This window comes from Micromonospora sp. NPDC126480, from assembly GCF_040302465.1.
Lineage (GTDB): Bacteria > Actinomycetota > Actinomycetes > Mycobacteriales > Micromonosporaceae > Micromonospora.
This window is the reverse complement of the sequence record NZ_JBEORU010000004.1, coordinates 284,160-305,179: the sequence shown is the minus strand read 5'-3', so window position 1 is coordinate 305,179 and position 21,020 is coordinate 284,160. Positions and strand designations below refer to the sequence as shown.

General features: G+C 74.3%; 20 protein-coding genes. All 20 read right to left on the bottom strand.

The genetic code is table 11. From position 1 onward, the window contains the following. Positions 1-135: 135 nt before the first annotated feature. Entirely contained in the window at positions 136-1,518 is a 1,383-nt protein-coding gene (locus tag ABTW87_RS06105) for an ATPase (RefSeq protein WP_350648974.1), read from the bottom strand. 77 nt (positions 1,519-1,595) lie between these two features. After that, positions 1,596-2,621: a hypothetical protein gene (locus tag ABTW87_RS06100; RefSeq protein WP_350648972.1), complete on the bottom strand. Its 1,026-nt coding sequence runs from the start codon at positions 2,619-2,621 to the stop codon at positions 1,596-1,598. Between the two features lie 48 nt (positions 2,622-2,669). Continuing rightward, the gene (locus ABTW87_RS06095) at positions 2,670-3,614 is read right to left on the bottom strand and encodes an RluA family pseudouridine synthase (protein WP_350648970.1); all 945 of its coding nucleotides are present in this window, start codon (positions 3,612-3,614) and stop codon (positions 2,670-2,672) included. After that, positions 3,611-4,315, bottom strand: coding sequence for a signal peptidase II (gene lspA, locus ABTW87_RS06090; RefSeq protein WP_350648969.1), 705 nt, complete (start codon positions 4,313-4,315; stop codon positions 3,611-3,613). The genes ABTW87_RS06095 and lspA overlap by 4 nt, the downstream gene beginning before the upstream one ends. A gap of 66 nt (positions 4,316-4,381) precedes the next feature. Continuing rightward, the gene (locus ABTW87_RS06085; protein WP_007463005.1) at positions 4,382-4,801 is read right to left on the bottom strand and encodes a TraR/DksA family transcriptional regulator; all 420 of its coding nucleotides are present in this window, start codon (positions 4,799-4,801) and stop codon (positions 4,382-4,384) included. 221 nt (positions 4,802-5,022) lie between these two features. After that, positions 5,023-6,522, bottom strand: a complete 1,500-nt coding sequence (locus ABTW87_RS06080) for a potassium/proton antiporter (protein WP_350648966.1) — start codon at positions 6,520-6,522, stop codon at positions 5,023-5,025. Positions 6,523-6,547: 25 nt separating this feature from the next. Further along, positions 6,548-6,856 carry a DUF167 domain-containing protein gene (locus tag ABTW87_RS06075; protein ID WP_350648965.1) on the bottom strand — a complete coding sequence of 103 codons (309 nt, stop codon included), beginning with the start codon at positions 6,854-6,856 and terminating at the stop codon, positions 6,548-6,550. Beyond that, on the bottom strand, positions 6,849-7,442 hold the full coding sequence (locus ABTW87_RS06070) for a hypothetical protein (protein WP_350648963.1): 594 nt from the start codon (positions 7,440-7,442) through the stop codon (positions 6,849-6,851). Before ABTW87_RS06070 ends, ABTW87_RS06075 begins: the two co-directional genes overlap by 8 nt. A 72-nt stretch (positions 7,443-7,514) precedes the next feature. Then, complete coding sequence (locus ABTW87_RS06065) at positions 7,515-8,318, bottom strand: DivIVA domain-containing protein (RefSeq protein WP_350648961.1); 804 nt, start codon at positions 8,316-8,318, stop codon at positions 7,515-7,517. Between the two features lie 44 nt (positions 8,319-8,362). Next, positions 8,363-8,668, bottom strand: a complete 306-nt coding sequence (locus ABTW87_RS06060) for a YggT family protein (RefSeq protein ID WP_350648959.1) — start codon at positions 8,666-8,668, stop codon at positions 8,363-8,365. Positions 8,669-8,699: 31 nt separating this feature from the next. Then, positions 8,700-9,392, bottom strand: a complete 693-nt coding sequence (locus ABTW87_RS06055) for a cell division protein SepF (protein ID WP_350648957.1) — start codon at positions 9,390-9,392, stop codon at positions 8,700-8,702. A gap of 194 nt (positions 9,393-9,586) precedes the next feature. Beyond that, on the bottom strand, positions 9,587-10,333 hold the full coding sequence (locus tag ABTW87_RS06050; protein WP_350648955.1) for a YggS family pyridoxal phosphate-dependent enzyme: 747 nt from the start codon (positions 10,331-10,333) through the stop codon (positions 9,587-9,589). A gap of 9 nt (positions 10,334-10,342) precedes the next feature. After that, complete coding sequence (ftsZ, locus tag ABTW87_RS06045; protein WP_350648953.1) at positions 10,343-11,458, bottom strand: cell division protein FtsZ; 1,116 nt, start codon at positions 11,456-11,458, stop codon at positions 10,343-10,345. Positions 11,459-11,688: 230 nt separating this feature from the next. Next, a complete protein-coding gene (locus tag ABTW87_RS06040) occupies positions 11,689-12,354 on the bottom strand; it encodes a cell division protein FtsQ/DivIB (RefSeq protein WP_502891533.1) in 666 nt (221 codons plus the stop codon). 200 nt (positions 12,355-12,554) lie between these two features. Then, positions 12,555-14,087 (bottom strand): UDP-N-acetylmuramate--L-alanine ligase, encoded by a 1,533-nt coding sequence (murC, locus tag ABTW87_RS06035; RefSeq protein WP_350648949.1) that lies wholly within the window; start codon positions 14,085-14,087, stop codon positions 12,555-12,557. Beyond that, the gene (gene murG, locus ABTW87_RS06030) at positions 14,084-15,190 is read right to left on the bottom strand and encodes an undecaprenyldiphospho-muramoylpentapeptide beta-N-acetylglucosaminyltransferase (RefSeq protein ID WP_350648947.1); all 1,107 of its coding nucleotides are present in this window, start codon (positions 15,188-15,190) and stop codon (positions 14,084-14,086) included. Before murG ends, murC begins: the two co-directional genes overlap by 4 nt. Continuing rightward, the gene (locus ABTW87_RS06025; RefSeq protein ID WP_350648997.1) at positions 15,190-16,587 is read right to left on the bottom strand and encodes an FtsW/RodA/SpoVE family cell cycle protein; all 1,398 of its coding nucleotides are present in this window, start codon (positions 16,585-16,587) and stop codon (positions 15,190-15,192) included. Before ABTW87_RS06025 ends, murG begins: the two co-directional genes overlap by 1 nt. Before the next feature lie 288 nt (positions 16,588-16,875). Further along, positions 16,876-18,000 carry a phospho-N-acetylmuramoyl-pentapeptide-transferase gene (mraY, locus tag ABTW87_RS06020; protein ID WP_350648945.1) on the bottom strand — a complete coding sequence of 375 codons (1,125 nt, stop codon included), beginning with the start codon at positions 17,998-18,000 and terminating at the stop codon, positions 16,876-16,878. Next, a complete protein-coding gene (locus ABTW87_RS06015) occupies positions 17,997-19,430 on the bottom strand; it encodes a UDP-N-acetylmuramoyl-tripeptide--D-alanyl-D-alanine ligase (RefSeq protein ID WP_350648943.1) in 1,434 nt (477 codons plus the stop codon). Before ABTW87_RS06015 ends, mraY begins: the two co-directional genes overlap by 4 nt. Beyond that, positions 19,427-20,971 carry a UDP-N-acetylmuramoyl-L-alanyl-D-glutamate--2,6-diaminopimelate ligase gene (locus ABTW87_RS06010; protein ID WP_502891531.1) on the bottom strand — a complete coding sequence of 515 codons (1,545 nt, stop codon included), beginning with the start codon at positions 20,969-20,971 and terminating at the stop codon, positions 19,427-19,429. The genes ABTW87_RS06015 and ABTW87_RS06010 overlap by 4 nt, the downstream gene beginning before the upstream one ends. Positions 20,972-21,020 lie beyond the last annotated feature (49 nt).

Genomic DNA, 21,020 nt, shown 5'->3' with positions numbered 1-21,020 from the left:
AACCTGACCTGCCCACCACCCCAACCAATCAACAACAGTCAATCCTCATCGGCCAACACGCCCACCTCACCAACCACCGGTGGATTCAGGCTCAGGCGGGGCGGCGCGCCGGGGCGCCGGTGGGTGACAGACCCCTCAGCGGGCGAAGGGCTCCAGCATGACCCCCGCCGCGGCCAGCCACGCCTCCCGGGTCGCCGGCTGGAGCTGGTGGTACTCGATCGACGAGCCGCTCTCCAGCGCCGGGTCGTACGGCACCACGGTCACCGCCCGGGTCCGGGTGGCGAAGTGGCGTTCCAGGTCGGCCTGGAGGTCGGTGCGCCCCGGCGTGGGGCAGGAGATCAGCGTCACGGCGTTGTCGGCCAGTTCGCCCATGCCGACCTCGTGCAGCAGGTCCAGCATCCAGTCGGCGCTGAAGGCGGCGTCCTCCCGCGGCACCGTGGTCACCACAAGCTGATCGGCGGCCTGCATCACGGTCCGCCAGTTGGCGCTCTCCACGTTGTTGCCGGTGTCCACGCAGACCACCTCGTGGGTGCGGCGGAGCAGGTCCAGCACCCGCCGGACGGTGAACTGGTCGAGCCGCTGGGCGAACCGGGGGCTCTCCTCACCGGCCAGCACGTCGTACGAGCCGTCCGAGGCGTGCCGCAGGTAGTCGTCCAGGTGGTCGAGCAGCTCCGGCCCGTCCTTGATCTCGATGTGCGCGAGGTCGTTGACCAGGTGGCGGATCGTCCGCGCGTGCCGGGCGCTGCCGGCGCGCAGCCCGAGCGTCCCGCGCAGCTCGTTGTCGTCCCAGGCCAGCACCCCCCGGCCGCGGACGCTGCCGACGGTCGCCGCCGCCAGCACGGTGGCCGTGGTCTTGTGCACGCCGCCCTTCGGGTTGGCGAACGCCAGCACCCGGGGGGTGCCCAGGTCGCGCCGGAGCACCCCGGCGGCCCGCTCGCGCTCGCTCTCCGCCGACGGGGCGCGCCACTCGACCCGGGCGTAGCCCCGGTCGGCCGGGGGCGCGTAGGCCGGCTCCGGCTGGTACCCGTTCGCGGGCGGGCGGTAGCTCGGCGCCACCGGCGCGGCGTGCCGGTAGCCGTTGTCGAGCAGTGCGTACCGCGACTGCACGGGCGGCGGCTCGGGCTCGGGGTGACGGGGCTCCGGCCGCGCCACCGGCGGCGTCCGGTACGCCGGATCCGGGTACACCGGATCGGCCCGGTACGCCGGATCGGCCCGGTAGGTGGCCTCGGCACGGTAACCGGTGTCGGCTTGGGGCTCCACGCCGTACGGTGGGGCCTCCGCACCGTACGACAGCTCGGCGGGATGCCCGATGGCCGGCACCCGGGCCGCGTAGCCGTCGCCGGCGGCGCGCCGGGGCAGCGGCCCGGACGGCGGGGCCTCCCGCCGGTCCGGCTCGGCCTGCTCGGCGGCACCGCGGTGCCGCGCCCGGTCGAGCAGCGCCCGCCACCGCGGTGCCGGTTCGGCCGGCCGTCCCCAGCCGGTCTCGCTGCCCTCCACGGTTCGCCCTCCCAGCGCCATCCTGCTCCGCCTGACAGGCTACGAACGAAACCCTATTAGGGCTACACCGGTGGGCCCGCCGCCGGGCCCGTCCGGCGTCACGGCGCCGGCTCGGGCGAGCGGCTGGCCGTCGGGTTCGCCGAGGTCACCGGCGTCGGCGAGGCGGTGGGCGACGGCGGCGGGGCCGGTGAAGAATCCGGTGACGATTTCGTCACGTGGGGTACCGGGACCGAACTGGCGCCGTCGTCCGGCGTGGCCGGGGCGGACGCGGCGGGGGTGGCCTCGACGACGGGCGGCTCGGCGGTGGGCAGGGCCGTGTCGACCGGTGGGCTCGCGACCTCGTCCTGCTCGGGCAGCGGCGGGGTGAACACCGTGCGGTCGAGCCGGCGCACCTCCGGAGCGGGGTCGACGACCCGCACGTCCGGCCGGGACGCCACCCGGCGCAGCGCGACCGGCTCCGCGCGCACCACCGCCGCGTAGACGCACGCGCACCCGCCCCGGTACGCCGTGGCCTCCGCCTGCGCCACCTGCGCGCCACTGGCGTACAGCTGGCGCAGCTCGCGAACCTCGGGCCCGCTGCCGGTCAGCGCGGCGGCCCGGGCGCGGTAGTCGGCGGCCTCGCGGTCCTTCCGCGCGGCGAGGTCGGCCATGCCGGCGACCACGTCGTCGGGCAGGCGCCGGGCGGCGATGTGGACGATCTCGGTCTGCCGGTCGGGCAGCGGTACCCGCCCGAAGACGGCGGCGACCGGCACGTCCCCGAGGACGGTGGCCGCCCGCTGCGGTGTCAGGTACGCCGAGAGCGAGATCAGCGCGTACGTGCCGTCGCCGGACTGCGGGGCGGCGGTCGGCAGCGCCGCCAGGTCGGCGGCGGCGGCCCGGACGTAGCCGGGGATCGACTCCCCGGCGGCCACGCCGACCCGGGTCACCTCGCCCACGGTGCGGTCGCCGACCGGCCGGTCGCCGCTGGCCCACACGGCGGTGACCAGCACGGCCGCGACGGACAGCAACGCGGCCGCGGGCAGCACCCGGGGCCGGGCCGGGCCCTGCCCCAGCCGGCTCACGGCATGCACGAGGCGGGGCAGCAGCCGCTGGTCCAATTGGCGCAGCAGGTCACCGGCGCGCACGGGCGGAGATCCCCCTCGTCGGGTCGGGTCGGGTGGTCGCCGCGGCGGTCAGTCCCGCAGGAGTGCCAGCGCACGGTCCAGATCGTCAGGGTAGTCGCTGACGAAGCGGACCTCGTCCCCCGTTCGGGGGTGGCGGAACGCCAACTCGCGGGCGTGCAGCCACTGCCGGTCCAGGCCGAGCCGGGCCGCGAGGGTCGGATCGGCCCCGTACGTGAGGTCGCCCACGCACGGGTGGCGCAGCGTCGAGAAGTGCACCCGGATCTGGTGGGTACGGCCCGTCTCGAGCCGGACGTCCACCAGGCTCGCCGCCGGGAAGGCCTCGAGGGTGTCGTAGTGGGTGATGCTGGGCTTGCCACCGGAGACCACCGCCCAGCGGTAGTCGTGGTGGGGGTGCCGGTCGATCGGGGCGTCGACGGTCCCGCGGAGCGGATCCAGGTGGCCCTGGACCACGGCGTGGTAGCGCTTCTCCACCTCGCGGTACTTGAACGCCCGCTTGAGGGCGGTGTAGGCCGCCTCGCTCTTGGCCACCGCCATGATCCCGGTCGTGCCGACGTCGAGGCGGTGCACCACGCCCTGGCGCTCGGCGGCGCCGCTTGTGGAGATGCGGTGACCGATCGCGGCCAGCCCGCCGACCACCGTCGGGCCGGTCCAGCCCGGGCTGGGATGGGCGGCGACACCGACCGGCTTGTCCACCACCACGATGTCGTCGTCGGCGTACACGACCCGCAGGCCCGGCACCGCCCGCGGCACGACGGTGGGCGGCGCGGCCGGCGCCGGCAGGGTCACTTCCAGCCAGGACCCCGCGCGCACCTTGTGCGAGTTGGCCCGGACCGCGCCGTCGACAAGCGCGGCACCCGCGTCGACCAGGGCCGCGGCGGTGGTCCGGGAGAGGCCGAAGAGCCGGGCGACCGCCTGGTCGAGCCGCAGGCCGTCCAGCCCGTCCGGCACGGGCAGCGAGCGCTGGTCACCGCCGGCCGCGAACGCCGACGTCACGCCCGCTCCCGCGGCTCGGCGTCACCGGCGGGCCGCTCGGTGGCGTCGGCCGGCGCGGTGGCGTCGGCCGGCTGCTCGCCCACCGGTCGCCCGTCGCGGCCGAGGCGGCTGCCGTCGCGCTGGCGGCCGGTCAGCTCGAGGAGGACCGCGAGGATCACGCCGCAGACCAGCGAGCTGTCCGCGATGTTGAACACCGGGAACACCCGGCCGTACGGCTCGAACACGCTGATCATGTCCACCACGTGGCCGACGAACCAGCCCGGGGCACGGAAGATCCGGTCCGTCAGGTTGCCCAGCGCCCCGCCGAGCACCAGGCCGAGCGACACGGCCCAGGGCAGGGAACGCAGGCGCAGCGCCATCCAGAGGATCCAGCCGACCACGCCGATGGTGATCAGCGGGAAGACCCAGGTGTGGTCGGAGCCGATGCTCCAGGCCGCGCCGCTGTTGCGGGTGAGGCTCAGGTAGACCAGACCGCCGAGCAGCTCCACCGGCTCCCGGTCCTCCAGGGCCTGCAGGGCGAGGTGCTTGGTGAGCAGATCGAGCGCCAGGGCGGTCAGCCCGACGGCGAACAGGATCGACACGGCGCGCCGCCGGGGCCTCCCGCCACCCGAGGTCGGGGCGGCGGGGCCGGTGTCGGCGGCGGGACGGGCCTGGCCCGCCGCCTCGGCGCGGCCGGGGCCGGGGGTCGGTCCTGCGGTCATGCGCTCCCCATCGATGTCAGCGGCGACGCCGGGGCGCCGCCGTCTCGGGCCGCCGGGGAGCGGGACTCAGCGCCGCTCCTCCAGCTGCTTGCAGGTCACGCAGAGGGTGGCCGACGGGAAGGCGGCGAGCCGCTCCACCGGGATCGGGTTGCCGCACCGCTCGCACCAGCCGTAGCCACCCTCGTCGAGCCGCTCCAGCGCCCGCTCGACCTGCGTGATCCGTTCCAGGATGCTGTTGGCGAGAGAGATCTCCTGCTCCCGCTCGAACGTCTTGGTGCCGGTGTCGGCCTGGTCGTCCCCGGCCGAGTCGGTCAGCCGGTCGCGCTGCAGCTCGGTGATCTCGCTCAGCGTCTGATCGTACTCGGCGCGGAGCTCGTCGCGCCGCGCCGCCAGGGCCGCCCGGATCTTCTCGGTCTCCGCCGCGCTGCGGGTGGCCTTGGCCACCGGCTTCCGACCGGCGGTCCTGGTGTCGGCTGGCTTCGCCATCGTCGCTCCCTAGGCCGCGGAGCCGCGGCGGGCCGCGGCGCCTGGACAGGGACGCCGCGTTCGGCGCCCCCAGGTACAAAACGGGCGCGCCACCACAGGGCAGCGCACTCCGGAGGTTGGCAAGGATACGGAACGTACAGGCGTCCGACAACGTGCCGCACCGACGCACCGCTGCTCAGCCCCGAGTTGTGCCAAACTGGGGCAAAGGGAACGCTAGCAGATCAACCCTCCCGGTCCTGCCCGTACTCGCCAAACCAGCGGGCCAACCTGCCCTGCCGGCTGACCGCCCGCAGCCGCCGCTCCACCTCGTCGCGCACCCCCTGCGTGGCGACGATGAGCAGGTTGTCCCCGGCCTTCAGGCGGAAGTCCCGGCCCGGCACCAGGCCCACCCCGTCGCGCAGCACCAGGGTCACCGCGGCGCCCAGCGGCAACCGCAACTCGTCGATGTGCACCCCGGCCAGCCGGGAGCCCGGCGGCACCTCCAACTGGAGCAGGTCGGCCCCCATCCGCTCCAACGGCGCCGTCTCCACCCGGACCTCGGTCGGCTCCGCCGGAGCGGTCACCCGCAACCAGCGGGCCACCGGGGCGAGGGTGCCGGCCTGCACCAGCGTGAAGATCACCACGAGTACGAAGACCGCGTCGAAGAGCCGGTCCGCGCCCGGCACCCGTTCGGACAGCGGGATCGTGGCCAGCACGATCGGGACGGCGCCACGGAGGCCGGCCCAGGACAGGAAGGCCTGGTCCCGCAGCCCGACCCGGAACGGCAGCGCCGACACGGCCACCGAAACCGGCCGCGCCAGCAGCACCAGCGCGAGCCCGGTGACCAGCGCCGGCAGCACCGCCGCGTCCAGCCGGTCCGGCGAGACCAGGAGCCCGAGCAGCACGAAGAGCCCGATCTGGGCCAGCCAGGCCAGCCCGTCGGCGAAGCCCAGGATGGCCTGCCGGTGCGGCAGCCGCGCGTTGCCCAGCAGCACGCCCGCGACGTACACGGCGAGGAAGCCCGAGGCGTGCAGCACCGACCCGGCCGCGTACGCCAGCACGGTCAACCCGACCGCGGCGATCGGGTAGAGCCCGGCCGAGGGCAGCGCCGCCCGGCGCAGCGCCCAACGGCCACCCAGGCCGGCCGCGTAGCCGACCAGGGCGCCCACGCTCAGCTCGTAGCTGAGCACACCGGCCTCGTACCACCACGGGTGCTCGCCGAACTCCCGGGACAGCAGCACCACCAGCAGCACCACCGGGGCGTCGTTCATGCCGGACTCGGCCTCCAACGCCGCGACCAGCCGGGGCGGCAACCGCAGCCGGCGAAGCGTGGCGAACACCGCCGCAGCGTCGGTGGAGGAGAGCACCGCGCCGTAGAGCAGGGCCAGCCGCCAGTCCAGCCCGAGCAGCAGGTGCACGACGAGCCCGACCACCGCGATGCTCACCACCACGCCTACCGTGGCCAGCACCGCGGCCAGGCCGAGCACCGGGCGCAGCGTGCTCCAGCGGGTGCTCAGCCCGCCCTCGGCGATGATCACGATGAGCGCGCAGAAACCGAGCGTCCGGGTCAGCTCGACGTCGTCGAAGCGGATGCCCAGCCCGCCCTCGCCGATCGCCACCCCGAGCGCGAGGTACACCAGGAGGCTCGGCACGCCGAGCCGGGTCGAGAGGCGCACCGCGCCCACCGCCACCAGCAGGACCGCCGCGCCGAGCAGCAGCGCGAGATCCAGGCCGGGCGTCACGGGCGGCCCGGGCCCGGGCGCGCCGTCATGCGTCGCGGAGGCGGTGCAGCGTCCCGACGAGGCCGGAGTCGGCGCCCTCGACGAGGAAGAGCTTGTCCCGGCTGGCCGCCCCGGTGCGGAGCGACACCGCGGCCGGCCGGACGCCGAGCGCGTCGGCGAGAGCCCGGCGGGCCGCCTCGGTGGCCCGGCCGTCCACCGGGGGCGCGGTCACCGCGACGACCAGGGCGGGGCCGTGCGGGCCGTCGAAGCGACCACCGACCCGGGTACGGGAGGCGCCCGGCTTCACCCGCACGGCGACGGTGAGCGGGGCACCGGCGCGGGGCGCCTCAGGCACCGGCGTCGCCGCTGCGGATCCGGCCGGCACCCGCCAGCAGGGCGGTCGCCGGGGCGCAGTGCGCGCACGGGGTGAAGCCGAGGTCGACCGCCTCGGCGACGGGCAGCGCCTCGTGCTCGCGCCCGATCAGGTGCGGGCAGGCGGCCAGGTGATATCGGGGACGGCCGTCCACCACCCGCACCTCACGTTCGAGGCGGGCCAGCCGGGCCGCGTCCTCCAGCGGGACGTCCTGCGCGGCCGGCTCGTCGTCGGCCGGGTCGGCGGGCACCGGAGCGACGGGCGCCGCCGGCTCGGACGGTGGCCGCCGGCCGGCGGTGTCCACCGGCGGGGGACCGTGCTGGACCGGAATGTCGGAACCGGTGGGCGGCCCGGACGCGGCCGGCCGGGCCGTCGCGGTGGTCGACGGCCGGACCCGCTCCGCCGTCAACCGGGCGGCCGCCGCTTGGCGGGCGCCGGCGACGAGGGCGACGGCGGCCAGCAGGCTGGCCGCGATGGAGAGGATGAGCAGGACGCTGGAGCCGCCGGCCAGGCCGACCACCAGCAGCACCACCGCGAGGAGGATGAGCAGGAGACTCGCGACTATCACGGCTTACTCCCGCCGTGTCGTACCGATGTGGCGAGGCCGGCGACCGTCAGCGGGACGGCCGCCGGCCGGAGGTCAGCGACCGGCTTCCAGCGCGCCGGAGCGACCGCCGCCGTAGGAGCCGGCGAGACCTGCCGCGGCGAGCCCGTTGCCGCCGGCGCCGCGGCCGCCGCTCTCGGAACGGTTCAGCTCGGCCTCCAGGCCCTGCCCGCGGCCGTCGAGGTCGCGCAGCTGGCTCTCCAGGTACGCCTTGAGGCGGGTGCGGTACTCGCGCTCGAACTGCTTGAGCTCCTCGATGTGCTTCTGCAGGGCCGTGCGCTTGGCGTCGAGGCCCCCCATGGCCTCCTGGTGGCGCTGGCGCGCGTCCCGCTCGAGGGCGTCCGCCTTCGCGCGGGCCTCACGGGTGACCTCCTCGGCCTTGGACCGGGCCTCGGAGAGCAGCTGGTCGGCCTCCCGCCGGGCGTCGGAGACGTGGTCGTCCGCCGTCCGCTGGGCCATCATCAGCACCCGCAGTGCCTGCTGCTCGCCGTCGGCGCCCACCGGGACGCCGCCGGTGGCGCGGACCTGCTCGAGCTCCGCCTGCATCGCGCGGGCGGCCTGCTCGGCTGCGGCCTTGTCGCGCTGCACCCGGTCGAGCTGGGCCTTGACCTCGTTGAGCTCCGCGGCCAGACGCGCGTCGCCACCGGGACCGGCCGGAGCGCCGCCCCGACCGCCGCGCTCCACCTGGGCGCGCAGTTCGTTGTTCTCCTCGATGAGACGGGCAAGCTCGCGCTCGACCTCGTCCAGGAAGGCGTCGACCTCCTCCTCGTCATACCCCCGCTTGCCGATCGGCGGCTTTTTGAAGGCGACGTTGTGGACGTCGGCCGGGGTCAGCGGCATCGAAACTCCTCGGGTCAGTTGCGGCCGCGAAAGCGCGTCGGCCATCAGGCGGTCCTGACGATCGACGGCCCTAACACGAACTCCATCAGCACGAACAGGATAACCAGGAGCACAAGCGAGGCCAGGTCGATGCTCACGGTACCAATTCGCAGCGGAGGGATCACTCGCCTCAACGCGCGGAGAGGGGGATCAGTGACGCTCCACACGGTTTCCAGTCCCGCCGATGCCCCCCGCCCCGGCTGCCACCGCCGGCCGTACTGCAGAACGGCGCTCAACACGAACCGGGCGAGCAGGATCAGCAGAAAGACATACAGGATCAGGTACAGGACCTGGAGCACGATCGACAACACGACAGGCGACGTCCCTTGGGCTCGGGCGGGATCAACTGAGACTGAAAAAGCCGCCCTCAGCGATCTTGGCCTTGTCCTCAGCGGTGACCTGGACGTTGGCCGGTGAGAGCAGGAACACCCGATTGGTCACGCGCTCGATCGTACCGCGCAGCCCGAAGGCGAGACCGGCGGCGAAGTCGACCAGTCGCCGGGCGTCCGCCTCGTCCATCTCGGTGAGGTTGATGATCACCGGTACGCCGTCGCGGAAGTGCTCGCCGATGGTCCGCGCCTCCCGGTAGGTGGTCGGGTGCAGCGTGGTGATCTGGTAGCGCTGCTCCTCGTCGGCCGTGACCGCGCGCTCGCGGACCGGCGGCTGCGGCGCCAGGGCCAGGTTGTCCCGGGTGTGGTAAGTCAGCGCACCGGACGGCTCCGAGGCGGCGGACCGGGTGATCGACCGTACGCTGGACCGCTCGACCCGCTCCGGCCGCTCGGCCTCGACGCGATCGAGGTCGCCGGAGCGCGCCGCGGCCCGCTCGAGGCGGCCCCGGTCACCGAGCCGCGACCGGGACGACGGCGCGTCCTCGGCGTCGTCCTCGTCCTCGTCCGCGAAGTCCTCGGAGTACCGGCTCGAGCGGTACCGCGAATCGCGGTAGCCGCCCTTGTCGTAGCCACCGTCGTCGTAGGCCCGCTCGTCGTCCTCCTCGACCAGACCGAGCCAGACCCCCGCCTTGCGCAGCGCACCCATCCCGCGCCCTTCCCGTCCGCCGTGCGGCACGCGCCCCCGTGCCGTGTCGCTTGTCGCGAGTGGATCATCTCTGCCCACCGGACCGGATCGGCAATCCCCGGCACGCGATTCGCGTCGCGCGCCATGACCCCCGATCCGGGGAATGCCGCTCCCACCAAACAACACTGATGTAATTTGCTCTCCTGCCGGAGAGGCTACCGCAGCGTGGGACGCATTCCGAGCAACGCGCTGCCCACCCGGACATGTGTCGCGCCGTACCGGATCGCCATTTCCAGGTCCCCGCTCATGCCCGCGGACAGCAGCGTCGCCTCCGGATACCGGGCCCGGAACCCGGCCGCCACCTCCGCCAGCCGGGCGAACGCCCGTTCCGGTTCCCAGCCCAGCGGCGCCACCGCCATCAGGCCGGTGAGCCGCAGGCCGGCCACGCCGGCCACCGCCTCCGCCACCGGGTCCAGGCCGACGTCCGGGTCGGCCGAACCGGGCACCGTGCCGCCCCGCGCCGCGTCACCGTCGATGCTGACCTGCACGAGCACGTCCAGCGGACGGTCCCGGAGCCGCCCCGACGCCGCGTCCAGCGCCCGCGCCAGCCGGACGCTGTCGACCGACTGCACCACGTCGGCGTACCGGACCACCGACTTCGCCTTGTTGCGCTGCAGCTGGCCGATGAAGTGCCAGCGGGGCGCCACCCCGGCGGCCGCCGCCTCGGCCGCCTTCGGGGCCGCCTCCTGGTCGCGGTTCTCCCCCACATCGGCCACCCCGAGCCCGACGAGGGCGACGACGTCGCTGGCCGGGTAGGTCTTGGTCACCGCGATCATGGTCACCTCGCCGCGGTCCCGGCCCGCCGCCGCACAGGCGTCGGCGATCCGGGAGCGGACGCGCGCGAGGCTGGCCGCGAGGTCGGCGCGCCGCTCCGGACGCACCACCGTGGAACTGTCGGTCATCGGCGGGGCTCAGGAACCGTTCTTGAGGAAGTCGGGGACGTCCACGTCGTCGAAGAGGACCCGGCGCGGCGACTGCTGCGGCGCCGGCACGGTGGTCTGCGGCGGTGCCGCGGGCGTGGCCGGCGCCGGCTGGTTCTGGTTGGTCTTGCGGGCCGGCTCGGCCGCCTTGTACGCCGGAGCGCCCCCGTCGAAGCCCGCCGCGATGACTGTGACCCGGACCTCGTCGCCGAGCGCGTCGTCGATGACCGCGCCGAAGATGATGTTCGCGTCGGGGTGCGCCGCGTCGGTGACCAGTTGCGCGGCGTCGTTGATCTCGAACAGCCCGAGGTCGGAGCCGCCGGCGATGGAGAGCAGCACGCCCCGCGCGCCGTCCATGCTCTGCTCCAGCAGTGGGCTGGAGATGGCGGCCTCGGCCGCCTCCACCGCGCGGTTCTCGCCACGGGCGCTGCCGATGCCCATGAGGGCGCTGCCGGCGCCGCTCATGACGCTCTTGACGTCGGCGAAGTCCAGGTTGATCAGACCCGGGGTGGTGATCAGGTCGGTGATGCCCTGAACACCGGAGAGGAGCACCTGGTCCGCGGTACGGAAGGCGTCCATCATGGAGATGTTGCGGTCGCCGAGCGCGAGCAGCCGGTCGTTCGGGATCACGATCAGCGTGTCGCACTGGTTGCGCAGCTCGTCGATGCCGGCCTCGGCCTGCACCTGGCGGCGCTTGCCCTCGAAGGAGAACGGCCGGGTGACCACGCCGATGGTGAGCGCGCCGAGCTTGCGGGCGATGTTCGCCACCACCGGCGCGCCGCCGGTGCCGGTGCCGCCGCCCTCGCCGCAGGTCACGAAGACCATGTCGGCCCCCTTGAGGACCTCCTCGATCTCGTCGCGGTGGTCCTCGGCGGCGTTCTTGCCGACGTCCGGGTTGGCGCCGGCGCCCAGGCCACGGGTCAGCTCGCGACCGACGTCCAGCTTGACGTCGGCGTCACTCATCAGCAGCGCCTGCGCATCGGTGTTGATCGCGATGAACTCGACGCCCTTGAGCCCAACCTCGATCATTCGGTTGACGGCGTTCACGCCGCCGCCACCGATGCCGACGACCTTGATGACCGCCAGGTAGTTGTGCGGAGGTGTCATCTGAAGGTCCTTTCCCCCTCGAGATTGGCATGGGCCGCCCCACACGGCTTCGCCACAGGTCAGCGGTCGACGGACGCTGTCACCAGCAGGGGTTCGGGCGTGAACCCTCACCCTCTACTAGAGGGTTACAGTTATGTCAACCACTGATCCTCTTCGGGGCAACGTAAGCGCCCCCGCCCGATGAGCCAAGCAACCGCGGCGGCGTGTCGCCCCCCGGTACGCGTCACACATCAGCGGAACGTCACCACGTCCGGAGCGCTCACGTCGATCGTGTCCGCCTCGCGGTCCAGCAACGCGGTGGCGACCCGGGCCTTGTCCTCGCCCCGGGACGCGTCGCCCCACACCACACGCCGCTCGCCGCGCAGGTGGAGTGTGATCCGGGCCAGCCCCTCGACGGTGACGTCCACGAGCTGCTCCCGCAGCTGCGGGGTGAGCGCCGCGAGCACCTCCAGGCCGGCCCGGGTGTCCGGGTCCGCCGGACCGGGCGCGGCCAGCCGGACGAGCGGCAGCCCGGCGGGACGCTCGGGCAGTGTCCGGAAGACCACGCCGGCGCCGTCCACGACGACGAACTGCTCGCCCTTCGGCACCACCGCCACGCCGGTCCGCTCGGTCACCCGGACCACCAGGGCGTCCGGCCAGTCCCGGGTCACGTCCGCCCGCTCGACCGCCGGCAGCGAGCCGATCCGCCGGGCGGTGGCCGCCAGGTCGACGCGGGCCAGCGGCATGCCGTCGGGCACCCGGGCCGCGTCGCGGACCTGGACCGCCGTGACCAGCTCCCCGCCCTCAACCCGTACCTCACGCACCCCGAACAGCCCGGTGTTGAGGACGGTCCAGGCGACCAGACCGGTCAACGCGAGCACACCGGCCGCCACCGCCCAGGGCAGGGCCGCGCGCATCCGCCGCTGGCGGGCCCGGGCCATGAACCGCCGCGTCGAGGCGGGCACCGCGTCCCGGCCGGCACGGACCAGTTGCCAGCGGCGGGCGGGACCCCGGCGGCCCGCGCCGCCCTCCGCGCCCGAGGTACGGCCCCGCGCGGGCGCCCGGCGACCGGCGCCGCCGTCCGCGCCCGCCGTCCGGCCACGCGCCGGCCCCGGGCTCATCCCGCGGTGGAGGTGTCCGGGACCGCGCCGCCGGTCACACCGGGGACGGTCCCCCCGATCGTCGTCGCGCCACCGGCCTCGCCGCCGGGCACGGTGCCGGCCGGGCCGTCGCCCCGCGCCGACAGCGCGACGAGCAGCTCGTCGCCCATGAGCGAGATGGGCGGCGCGCCCATCGTCACCACGACGTCGCCCGGCCGGGCCCGGCGCGCGACCTCGGCCGGCGCGGCCTCCCACGAGTCGACGAAGACCTTCCGGTCCGCCGGCAGCGGCACCGCCTCGATCAGCGCCGCCGAGCCCTCCCCCGGCGCCCGCAGCTCACCCGGCCCGAAGACCTCCAGCAGGACCAGCTCGTCGGCGATCGCCAGGGCCTGGGCGATCTCCGCCTGCAGGTCCCGGGTGCGGTAGAGCCGGTAGGGCTGGAACACCACGATCAGCCGGCCGTCGCCGGCCACCTCCCGCAGCGTCTCCAGAGCCAGGGTCATCGACGTCGGGTGGTAGGCGTACTCGTCGTAGACCAGCACGTCGTCCGCGACGCCCTTGCGCTCGAAACGCCGCCGCACGCCGGGGAAGGCCGCCAACGCGGCCTCCGCCGCCTCCAGCGGCAGCTCCAGCAGGTACGCGGCGAGCACCGCCGAGGCGCTGTTGAGGCCCATGTGGCGGCCGGGCACCGGCAGGCGGAACTCGCCAAGCGAGCGCCCGTCGATCTCGGCCAGGTACCGGACGCCCTTGGCGGAGGACGCCATCTCGGTCAGCCGCAGGTCGGCGTCGGCCGACAGGCCGTACGTGTGCACCCGCCGGCCCTCGGCGCGCAGCGTCTCCGCCAGCCGCCGGCCGCCCGCGTCGTCGGCGCAGGTGATGATGAACCCGTCCGGGTCGGTGAGCCGGGCGAACTCGGCGAACGTCGCCTCCAGGTTGGCCAGGTCCCCGTACGTGTTCAGGTGGTCCGCCTCGATGTTGGTGATGATCGAGACGAACGGCCGGTAGATGAGGAACGAGCGGTCGCTCTCGTCGGCCTCCACCACGAAGTACTCGCCCGTGCCGTGGTGCGCGCCGGAGCCGACCTCGGAGATCTCCCCGCCGATCACGAAGGACGGGTCCACGCCGGCCTGCTGGAGCACCATGGTCACCATCGACGTGGTGGTGGTCTTGCCGTGGGTGCCGGCCACCGCCACCGTCCGCCGGCCGGTCATCGCCGCGGCGAGGGCCTCGGACCGGTGCAGCACCCGCAGGCCGCGCCGCCGCGCCTCGACCATCTCCAGGTGGTCCTGCGGGATCGCCGAGGAGTAGACGACGGTGTCCACACCGTCGAGGTTGGCGGTCTCGTGACTCATGTGGATGGTGCCGCCGAGCGCGCGCAGGCCGGCCAGCGACGGCCACTCGCGCAGCTCGCTGCCGGAGACCGGGATGCCGCGGGTGAGGAACAGCCGGGCCAGGCCGCTCATGCCGACCCCACCGACCCCGATCAGGTGGATCGTGCCGAGGTCCTCGGCGGTGAGCGTGCCGGCCGGGGTGAACTGCCTCGCGCTCACCGGACCACCGCCTCGTAGACGAAGTTGAGCAGCGCCTCGTCGCCGTCGCGGCGCCCGTAGGCGGCCGCGGCGGCGCCCATCGTGGCGAGCCGCTGCGGGTCGCGGATCAGCGGGATCAGGTTGCGTTCGACCCAGTCCGGCGTCAGCTCGGCGTCGTCGACGAGCAGCCCGCCCCCGGCCTCCACCACCGGCAGCGCGTTGCGCTTCTGCTCCTGGTTGCTGTGCGGGTACGGCACGTAGACCGTCGGCAGCCCGATCGCGGCCACCTCCGCGCAGGTCATCGCGCCGCCCCGGCCGAGCATCAGGTCCGCCGCGGCGTACCCGAGCTCCATCTGCGACAGGTAGGGCAGCGTCACGTACGGCACCGGAAGGTCGCTCGGCACCGGCACCGGCTCGTTGCGGGCGCCGATCACGTGCAGCACCTGCACGCCGTTGCGGGCCAGTTCCTTGGCCGCACCGGAGACCGCCAGGTTGATCGACCGGGCACCCTGGGAGCCGCCGGCCACGAAGAGCACCGGCAGGTCGGGACGGAGGCCGAAGTGGGCCCGCGCGGCGTCACGGGCGGCGTACCGGTCGAGGCCGGCGATGCCGTGGCGCAGCGGCACCCCGACCACCCGGGCGTCGCGCAGCGCCTCGGCCTGTGCCGGCTGGTGCGGGAAGCCGACGGCGACGTGCTTGGTGAACTTCATGCCGAGCCGGTTCGCCACGCCCGGCGGCACGTTCACCTCGTGGATCACGATCGGCAGCTCCCGCCGCCACGCGGCCAGGTACGCCGGGACCGAGACGTACCCGCCGAAGCCCACCACCACGTCGGCGCGGACCTCGTCGATGACCTTGCCCGCGGCGCGGGCCGCCGTCCACATCCGCCCGGGCGTCTTCACCAGGTTCAGGTTCACCGAGCGGGGCAGCTGGTACGCGGGAATCTGGCGCAGGTCGTACCCGGCCGGCGGGATCAACTCGTTCTCCAGGCCCTTCGGCGTGCCCACGCAGGTGATCCGGACGCCGGGGTCGTGCCGGCGCAGGCAGTCGGCGAAGGCGAGCAACGGGTAGATGTGACCCCCGGTGCCGCCTCCCGCGAGCACCACCGAACGCAGCGGACCCATCACCGTCTCCTCTCGTCCGCCGACCCGCGCCGGACCCGGTCCCGCCGGGCGCCGCGCGGTGCGGCCTGGTCGTCTCCGCGCCGCTCGCGGGGCACCCGTGCTCGGGCGGCCTCCCCGGCCTTCGCCCGGCGACGGCCGGGAAGCGGCGGCAACGGGGCCCACACTAGTCGGACCCACCGGGCGGGCGGACGGGCATGGAGGGCTCTCGCCGCATCAGGTTCCGCGCGGGCGAACGAGGCGAGCATGCCGACCGCGGCGAGCGTGACGACCAGGGCGCTGCCGCCGTCGGAGATGAACGGCAGCGGCACGCCGGTCAGCGGCAGCAGACCGACCACCCCACCGATGTTGATCATGGCCTGGCCGACCAGCCAGGCGGTCGCCGCGGCGGCGGCGAGCCGCCGGAACGGGTCGGCCACCCGGCGGGCGATCCGCAGCCCGGTGTACGCGAGGACGGCGAAGAGCGCGACGACCACGCCGCACCCGACGACGCCCAGCTCCTCGGCGATGACGGCGAAGATGAAGTCGTTCTCGGCGGCGGGCAGCCACTCCCACTTGAGCGAGCTCTTGCCCAGGCCGGTGCCGAACCAGCCGCCGTTCTCGATCGCGTACCGCGCCTGGACCATCTGGAAGCAGTCGTCGAGCTTGCACTGGGCCGGCGGCGGCGGGTCGATGAACATGGTCAGCCGGGCCAGCCGGTAGTTGTCGGCGTCCTTGGAACCGGAGCCGGCGCCGAGCGAGGCGACCGCGACGAGCAGGCCGATGCCGAGCAGCCCGATCACGGTGAGGGTGGCGAAGACCCGCAGCCGCACCCCGGCCGCCCAGAGCAGGCCGACCACGAGCGCGAGCAGGCAGAGCATGGTGCCCAGGTCGTTGTAGCCGACCAGCACGAACAGCAACCCGACGATCGGGAAGAGCGGCGTCGCCAGTTCCCGCCACCAGCCGAGCTTCGCGCCCTTGCGGGCGATCACGTCGGCGCCCCAGAGCACCAGGGCGAACTTGGCCAGCTCCGACGGCTGCAGCTGGATCGGGCCCAGGTGCAGCCAGTTGAGGTCCGCGTAGACCGGGCCGAGCCGCTCGACCCCGGCCAGCGACTCGAGCGCCATCAGCGCGTTCAGCAGGAGCAGCAGCGCCACGGAGACGCCGAGCGCGGGCCACCCGACCACCCGGAACGTACGCGCGGGCAGCCGCTGGCAGGCCCAGAACGCCACGATCCCGACCACCGCGAAGATCGCCTGTTTGGTGAGCGTGGCGGTGGCGTCACCGCCCGCGGCGTAGTCCCGCACGCTGGTCGCCGAGAAGACCATGGTGAGGCCGATCAGCAGCAGCAGGCCGGTGCTGGACAGCAGCAGGTAGTAGGACGCGAGCGGGCGGTCCAGCAGGCCACGCAGGGCGGCCAGCCCGCCGGCGGCGTCCAGCCCGCGCAGCGCGGCCCCGCCCGGCTGCTCCGGCGGTCGCGCCGCGGAAGACCCCTCCGCGGTACGCGTACCGGCCGACGGCCGGCGTCCCGTCTCCGTGACGCCCTCGCTCTCTCGTCCCTCCCCCACCCCGACATCATGGCCGCTGCCCGCCGCCACCACCCCCGCAACCGCCCCGTCGGCGTGTCGAGATGAAAGGAAGGGCCCCTTCTTAACGCCTGCGGTATAGGAAGGGCCCCTTCTTAACACCGCCGCGTTGGCGCCCCCGCGTCAGCCGACGTGGGCCAGGAAGTCGCTGTAGAACAGGCCCAGCGCGATCGCCACGCCGATGCCGGCGATGATCCAGAACCGCACCACGATGTTGACCTCGCTCCAGCCGGCGAGCTCGAAGTGGTGCTGCAACGGCGACATCCGGAAGACCCGCTTGCCGGTCGTCCGGAACGAGATGATCTGGATCACCACGGACATCGTGATGATGACGAAGAGCCCGCCGATGATCGGCAGCAGCAGGATCGTCCGGGTCGACATCGCCATGCCGGCGATCAGGCCGCCCAGGCCGAGCGCCCCGGTGTCCCCCATGAAGATCCGCGCCGGGGAGGTGTTCCACCACAGGAACCCGACGCAGGCCCCGGCCGCCGCACCGGCGATCAGCGCGATCTCCAGCGGGTCCCGGACCGCGTAGCAGTAGTCCTGGGTGTAGTTCGGGTCGGCGCACCAGTGCCGGTACTGCCAGAAGGCGATCAACGCATACGCCGCCAGCACCATCACCGAGGCACCGGTGGCCAGGCCGTCCAGGCCGTCGGTGAGGTTGACGCCGTTCGTCGCGGCCATCACCACGAAGATGAAGAAGACCACCGCGCCGACCTTGGTCAGCTCCAGCGCGGGGATGTCCCGGATGAAGCTGAGCGCGGTGCTGCCGACCGTCTCGGTATTGGTCACCCGCCCCTGGGCGTCGGTCATGGTGCTCGGGAAGTACAGGGCGATCACCCCGAAGACCGCGCCGACCAGGATCTGGCCGAGCAGCTTGCCGCGCTTGTTCAGACCGCCGCTGTGCCGCTTACGGACCTTGAGGAAGTCGTCGATGAAGCCGACCGCGCCGGAGAACACCATCAGCCCCAGCAGCACCAGCGCCGTGATGGTCGGCTCGACCTGGGCGATCTGCGCGTCCGGCAGGGTGGTCAGGGCCAGGTGACCGGCGACGTACGCGATGACGGTGGCCAGGATGAAGACCACGCCACCCATCGTCGGCGTGCCCTTCTTGCCCTGGTGCATCGCCGGGCCCTCGGCCCGGATCGGCTGGCCGGCCTTGAGCCGGGTGAACACCCGGATCGCGATCGGCGTGCAGAACAACGACACCAGGAAGGCCACGCCGACCGCGACGATGACCGCCCTCATGCGGCGTCACCGTCCGCCGAACCGGCATCGGCGGCCGACCCGCCGTCGGCCACCGCCTCGGCGCGCAGCGCGTCCGCCACCTCCCAGGTGCGGTACCGCGAGCCCTTCACCAGGACGACGTCGCCCGGCCGCAAGTCGCCCCGCAGCGCCTCGACGGCGCCCGCCTGATCGGTGAGCAGCACCGATTCTCCTCCCCAGTCACGTACCGATGTCGCGCCCTCGTGGATCGGCGCGGCCGCCTCGCCCACCACGAGCAGGCGGTCGACGCCCAGTTCGGCGGCGAGCCGGCCGACCTCGGCGTGCCCGTCGTGCTCGAACGGACCCAGCTCGGCCATGTAGCCGAGCACCGCCACGGTGCGCCGCCCCTGCCCGACGCCGGCCAGCGCGCGCAGCGCGGCCGCCATCGAAGCGGGGTTGGCGTTGTACGAGTCGTCGATGACGGTGACCCCGTCGACGCGCTCGAACACGTCCATCCGCCGGGTCGAGACCAGCCCCAGCGCGCCCAGCGCGGTCGCCAGCTCGGGCAGCGGCATACCCAGCTCCCGAGCCACCGCCGCGGCGGCGAGTGTGTTCGACACCTGGTGACGGCCGGTGAGCCCGAGCCGCACCGGCGCGTCGCCCTCCGGCGTCACAAGCGTGTACGACGGCCGGCCGCGCTCGTCCAGCGTCACGTCGACCGCGCGGACGTCGGCGTCCGGGGCCTCGCCGTACCGGACCACCCGCGCGCGGGTCCGCGTGGCCATCGCGGAGACCAGGTCGTCGTCGGCGTTGAGCACGGCCAGCCCGTCCACGGGCAGCGCCTCGACCAGCTCGCCCTTGGCCAGGGCGATGGTCTCCCGGGACCCGAACTCGCCGATGTGGGCCACTCCGACGTTGAGCACCACGGAGATCCGCGGGGGCACCACGTCGCACAGGTAGCGCACGTGCCCCACTCCCCGGGCGCCCTTCTCCATCACCAGGAAGCGGGTCTCCGGGCCGGCCTTCAGCGCCGTGTACGGGTGCCCCAGCTCGTTGTTGAACGACCCGGGCGGCGCGACCGTCGGCCCGAGCCGGGCGGCGAGCTGGGCGATGAGGTCCTTGGTGGTGGTCTTGCCGGAGGAGCCGGTGAGGCCGATGACGGTGAGCGCGGGCAGCCGGTCCACGACGACGCGGGCCAGCCGGCCCAGGGCGGCGAGGGCGTCGTCGACGAGCACCATCGGCACGCCGGGCACCTCGCGGGTGCCGAGCACGGCTACCGCGCCGGCCTCGACGGCCGCCGCGGCGTAGTCGTGCCCGTCCACCTGCTCGCCGGGGAAGGCGACGAAGAGCCCGCCCGGCGCCACCTTGCGGGAGTCGAACTCCACCGGGCCGGTGACCGTGACCGCCGGGTCTGCGGCGACCAGCCGGCCAGCCACCGCCTCCGTCACCTCGGCCAGGCTGAGCGGGATCACGACGGCCCCGCCGGATCTCCGAAGCGGGCGCTCAACGCGGCGGCCAGCTCGGTGCGGTCGTCGAAGGGGTGCACCTCCCCGCCGACCTCCTGGCCCTGCTCGTGCCCCTTGCCGAGCAGCGCGACGATGTCGCCCGGCTCGGCCAGGCGGACGGCCTCCGCGATGGCGGCGCGCCGGCCGGGCACCTCCAGGATCCGGGCGTCGGTGCCGGCCCCGTACGCCCCGGCGAGCACCTCGGCGCGGATCTCGGCCGGCTTCTCGGTCCGGGGATTGTCGTCGGTCACCAGCACCACGTCCGCTCCCTCCGCCGCCGCCGCGCCCATCAACGGCCGTTTGCCCCGGTCCCGGTCGCCGCCGGCGCCGAGCAGGCAGATGAGCCGCCCGGCGCTGAGCTCCCGCAGGGCGGCCAGCGCGGCGACGATCGCGTCGGTCTTGTGGGCGTAGTCGACCACGCCGCGTACCGGGCCGGGGGCCCGGACCAGCTCCAGCCGGCCGGGGACACCGCTGCACGCGGCCACGCCCTCGACGGCGGTCTTCGGGTCCACCCCGGCGGCCACCAGCACGGCGACGGCGAGCAGCGCGTTGGCGACGTTGTGCCGGCCGGGCAGGGCCACCCCGGCGGGCAGGACGAGCCCGTCCGGGCCGTGCAGCGTGAAGCGCTGCGCGTACCCCTCGCCGCCGATCTCCTCGGCCCGCCAGGTGGCGGAGCGGTCACCGGCGGCCGAGTACGTCACCGTGGCCGGCCGGTACAGCGGCCGCAGCGCCGGGTCGTCGTGGTTGAGCACCTCCACGTCGCACCGGCCGTCGAAGAGCTTGGCCTTGGCGGCGAAGTAGTCGGCGGCGTCGGCGTGGAAGTCGAGGTGGTCGGAGCCGAAGTTGGTGTAGCCGCCGACGTCGAACCGGACGCCGCCGACCCGTCCCATGGCGAGGGCGTGGCTGGACACCTCCATGACGACGGCGGTCACGCCGCGCTCGCGGGCCGCGGCGAGCATCGCGTGCAGGTCGGTCGCCTCCGGCGTGGTGCGGACGCTGTCGATCACCAGGTCCCCGAGGCGGGTCTCGACGGTGCCGATCAGGCCGGTGGTGTGCCCGGCCGCGCGCAGCCCGGATTCGACCAGGTACGCCGTGGAGGTCTTGCCGGCGGTGCCGGTCACCCCGATCACGGTCAGCCCCTGGGTCGGGTCGCCGTACACGGCGCCGGACAGGTCGCCGAGCACGGCGCGCGGGTCGGGCACCACGAGCGCCGGCAGGCCCGCCTCCTCGGCCGCGGGCGCGCCGGCCGGGTCGGTGAGCACGGCGACCGCGCCGGCCGCCGCGGCGGCGGGGACGAACTCGGCGCCGTGCCGGCGGGCGCCGGGCAGCGCCGCGTACAGGTCGCCGGGGCGGACCTCTTGGCTGGCGTGGGTGATACCGGTGACCACCGGCTCCCGGGCACCGGACCGGGGGTCGACGGCGCCCGCGTCGGGTTCGGCGGCGAGCCGGGCGGCGAGGTCGCCGAGCCGGACTCCGGCCACGGTACGGGGGCGAGGATTGCCGGGCACGGCGTCAGACCCTACCCGGTCGTCCGGTTCGGGCCGTACAGCCGCCCCG

Bases quoted from the DNA above. Each gene is read 5' to 3' on its own strand.
- ABTW87_RS06105 (WP_350648974.1), bottom strand. From the start codon at position 1,518: ATGGCGCTGGGAGGGCGAACCGTGGAGGGCAGCGAGACCGGCTGGGGA.
- lspA (WP_350648969.1), bottom strand. From the start codon at position 4,315: ATGACCGCAGGACCGACCCCCGGCCCCGGCCGCGCCGAGGCGGCGGGC.
- ABTW87_RS06085 (WP_007463005.1), bottom strand. From the start codon at position 4,801: ATGGCGAAGCCAGCCGACACCAGGACCGCCGGTCGGAAGCCGGTGGCC.
- ABTW87_RS06065 (WP_350648961.1), bottom strand. From the start codon at position 8,318: ATGCCGCTGACCCCGGCCGACGTCCACAACGTCGCCTTCAAAAAGCCG.
- ABTW87_RS06055 (WP_350648957.1), bottom strand. From the start codon at position 9,392: ATGGGTGCGCTGCGCAAGGCGGGGGTCTGGCTCGGTCTGGTCGAGGAG.
- ABTW87_RS06050 (WP_350648955.1), bottom strand. From the start codon at position 10,333: ATGACCGACAGTTCCACGGTGGTGCGTCCGGAGCGGCGCGCCGACCTC.
- ftsZ (WP_350648953.1), bottom strand. From the start codon at position 11,458: ATGACACCTCCGCACAACTACCTGGCGGTCATCAAGGTCGTCGGCATC.
- ABTW87_RS06040 (WP_502891533.1), bottom strand. From the start codon at position 12,354: ATGCGCGCGGCCCTGCCCTGGGCGGTGGCGGCCGGTGTGCTCGCGTTG.
- murG (WP_350648947.1), bottom strand. From the start codon at position 15,190: ATGGGTCCGCTGCGTTCGGTGGTGCTCGCGGGAGGCGGCACCGGGGGT.
- mraY (WP_350648945.1), bottom strand. From the start codon at position 18,000: ATGAGGGCGGTCATCGTCGCGGTCGGCGTGGCCTTCCTGGTGTCGTTG.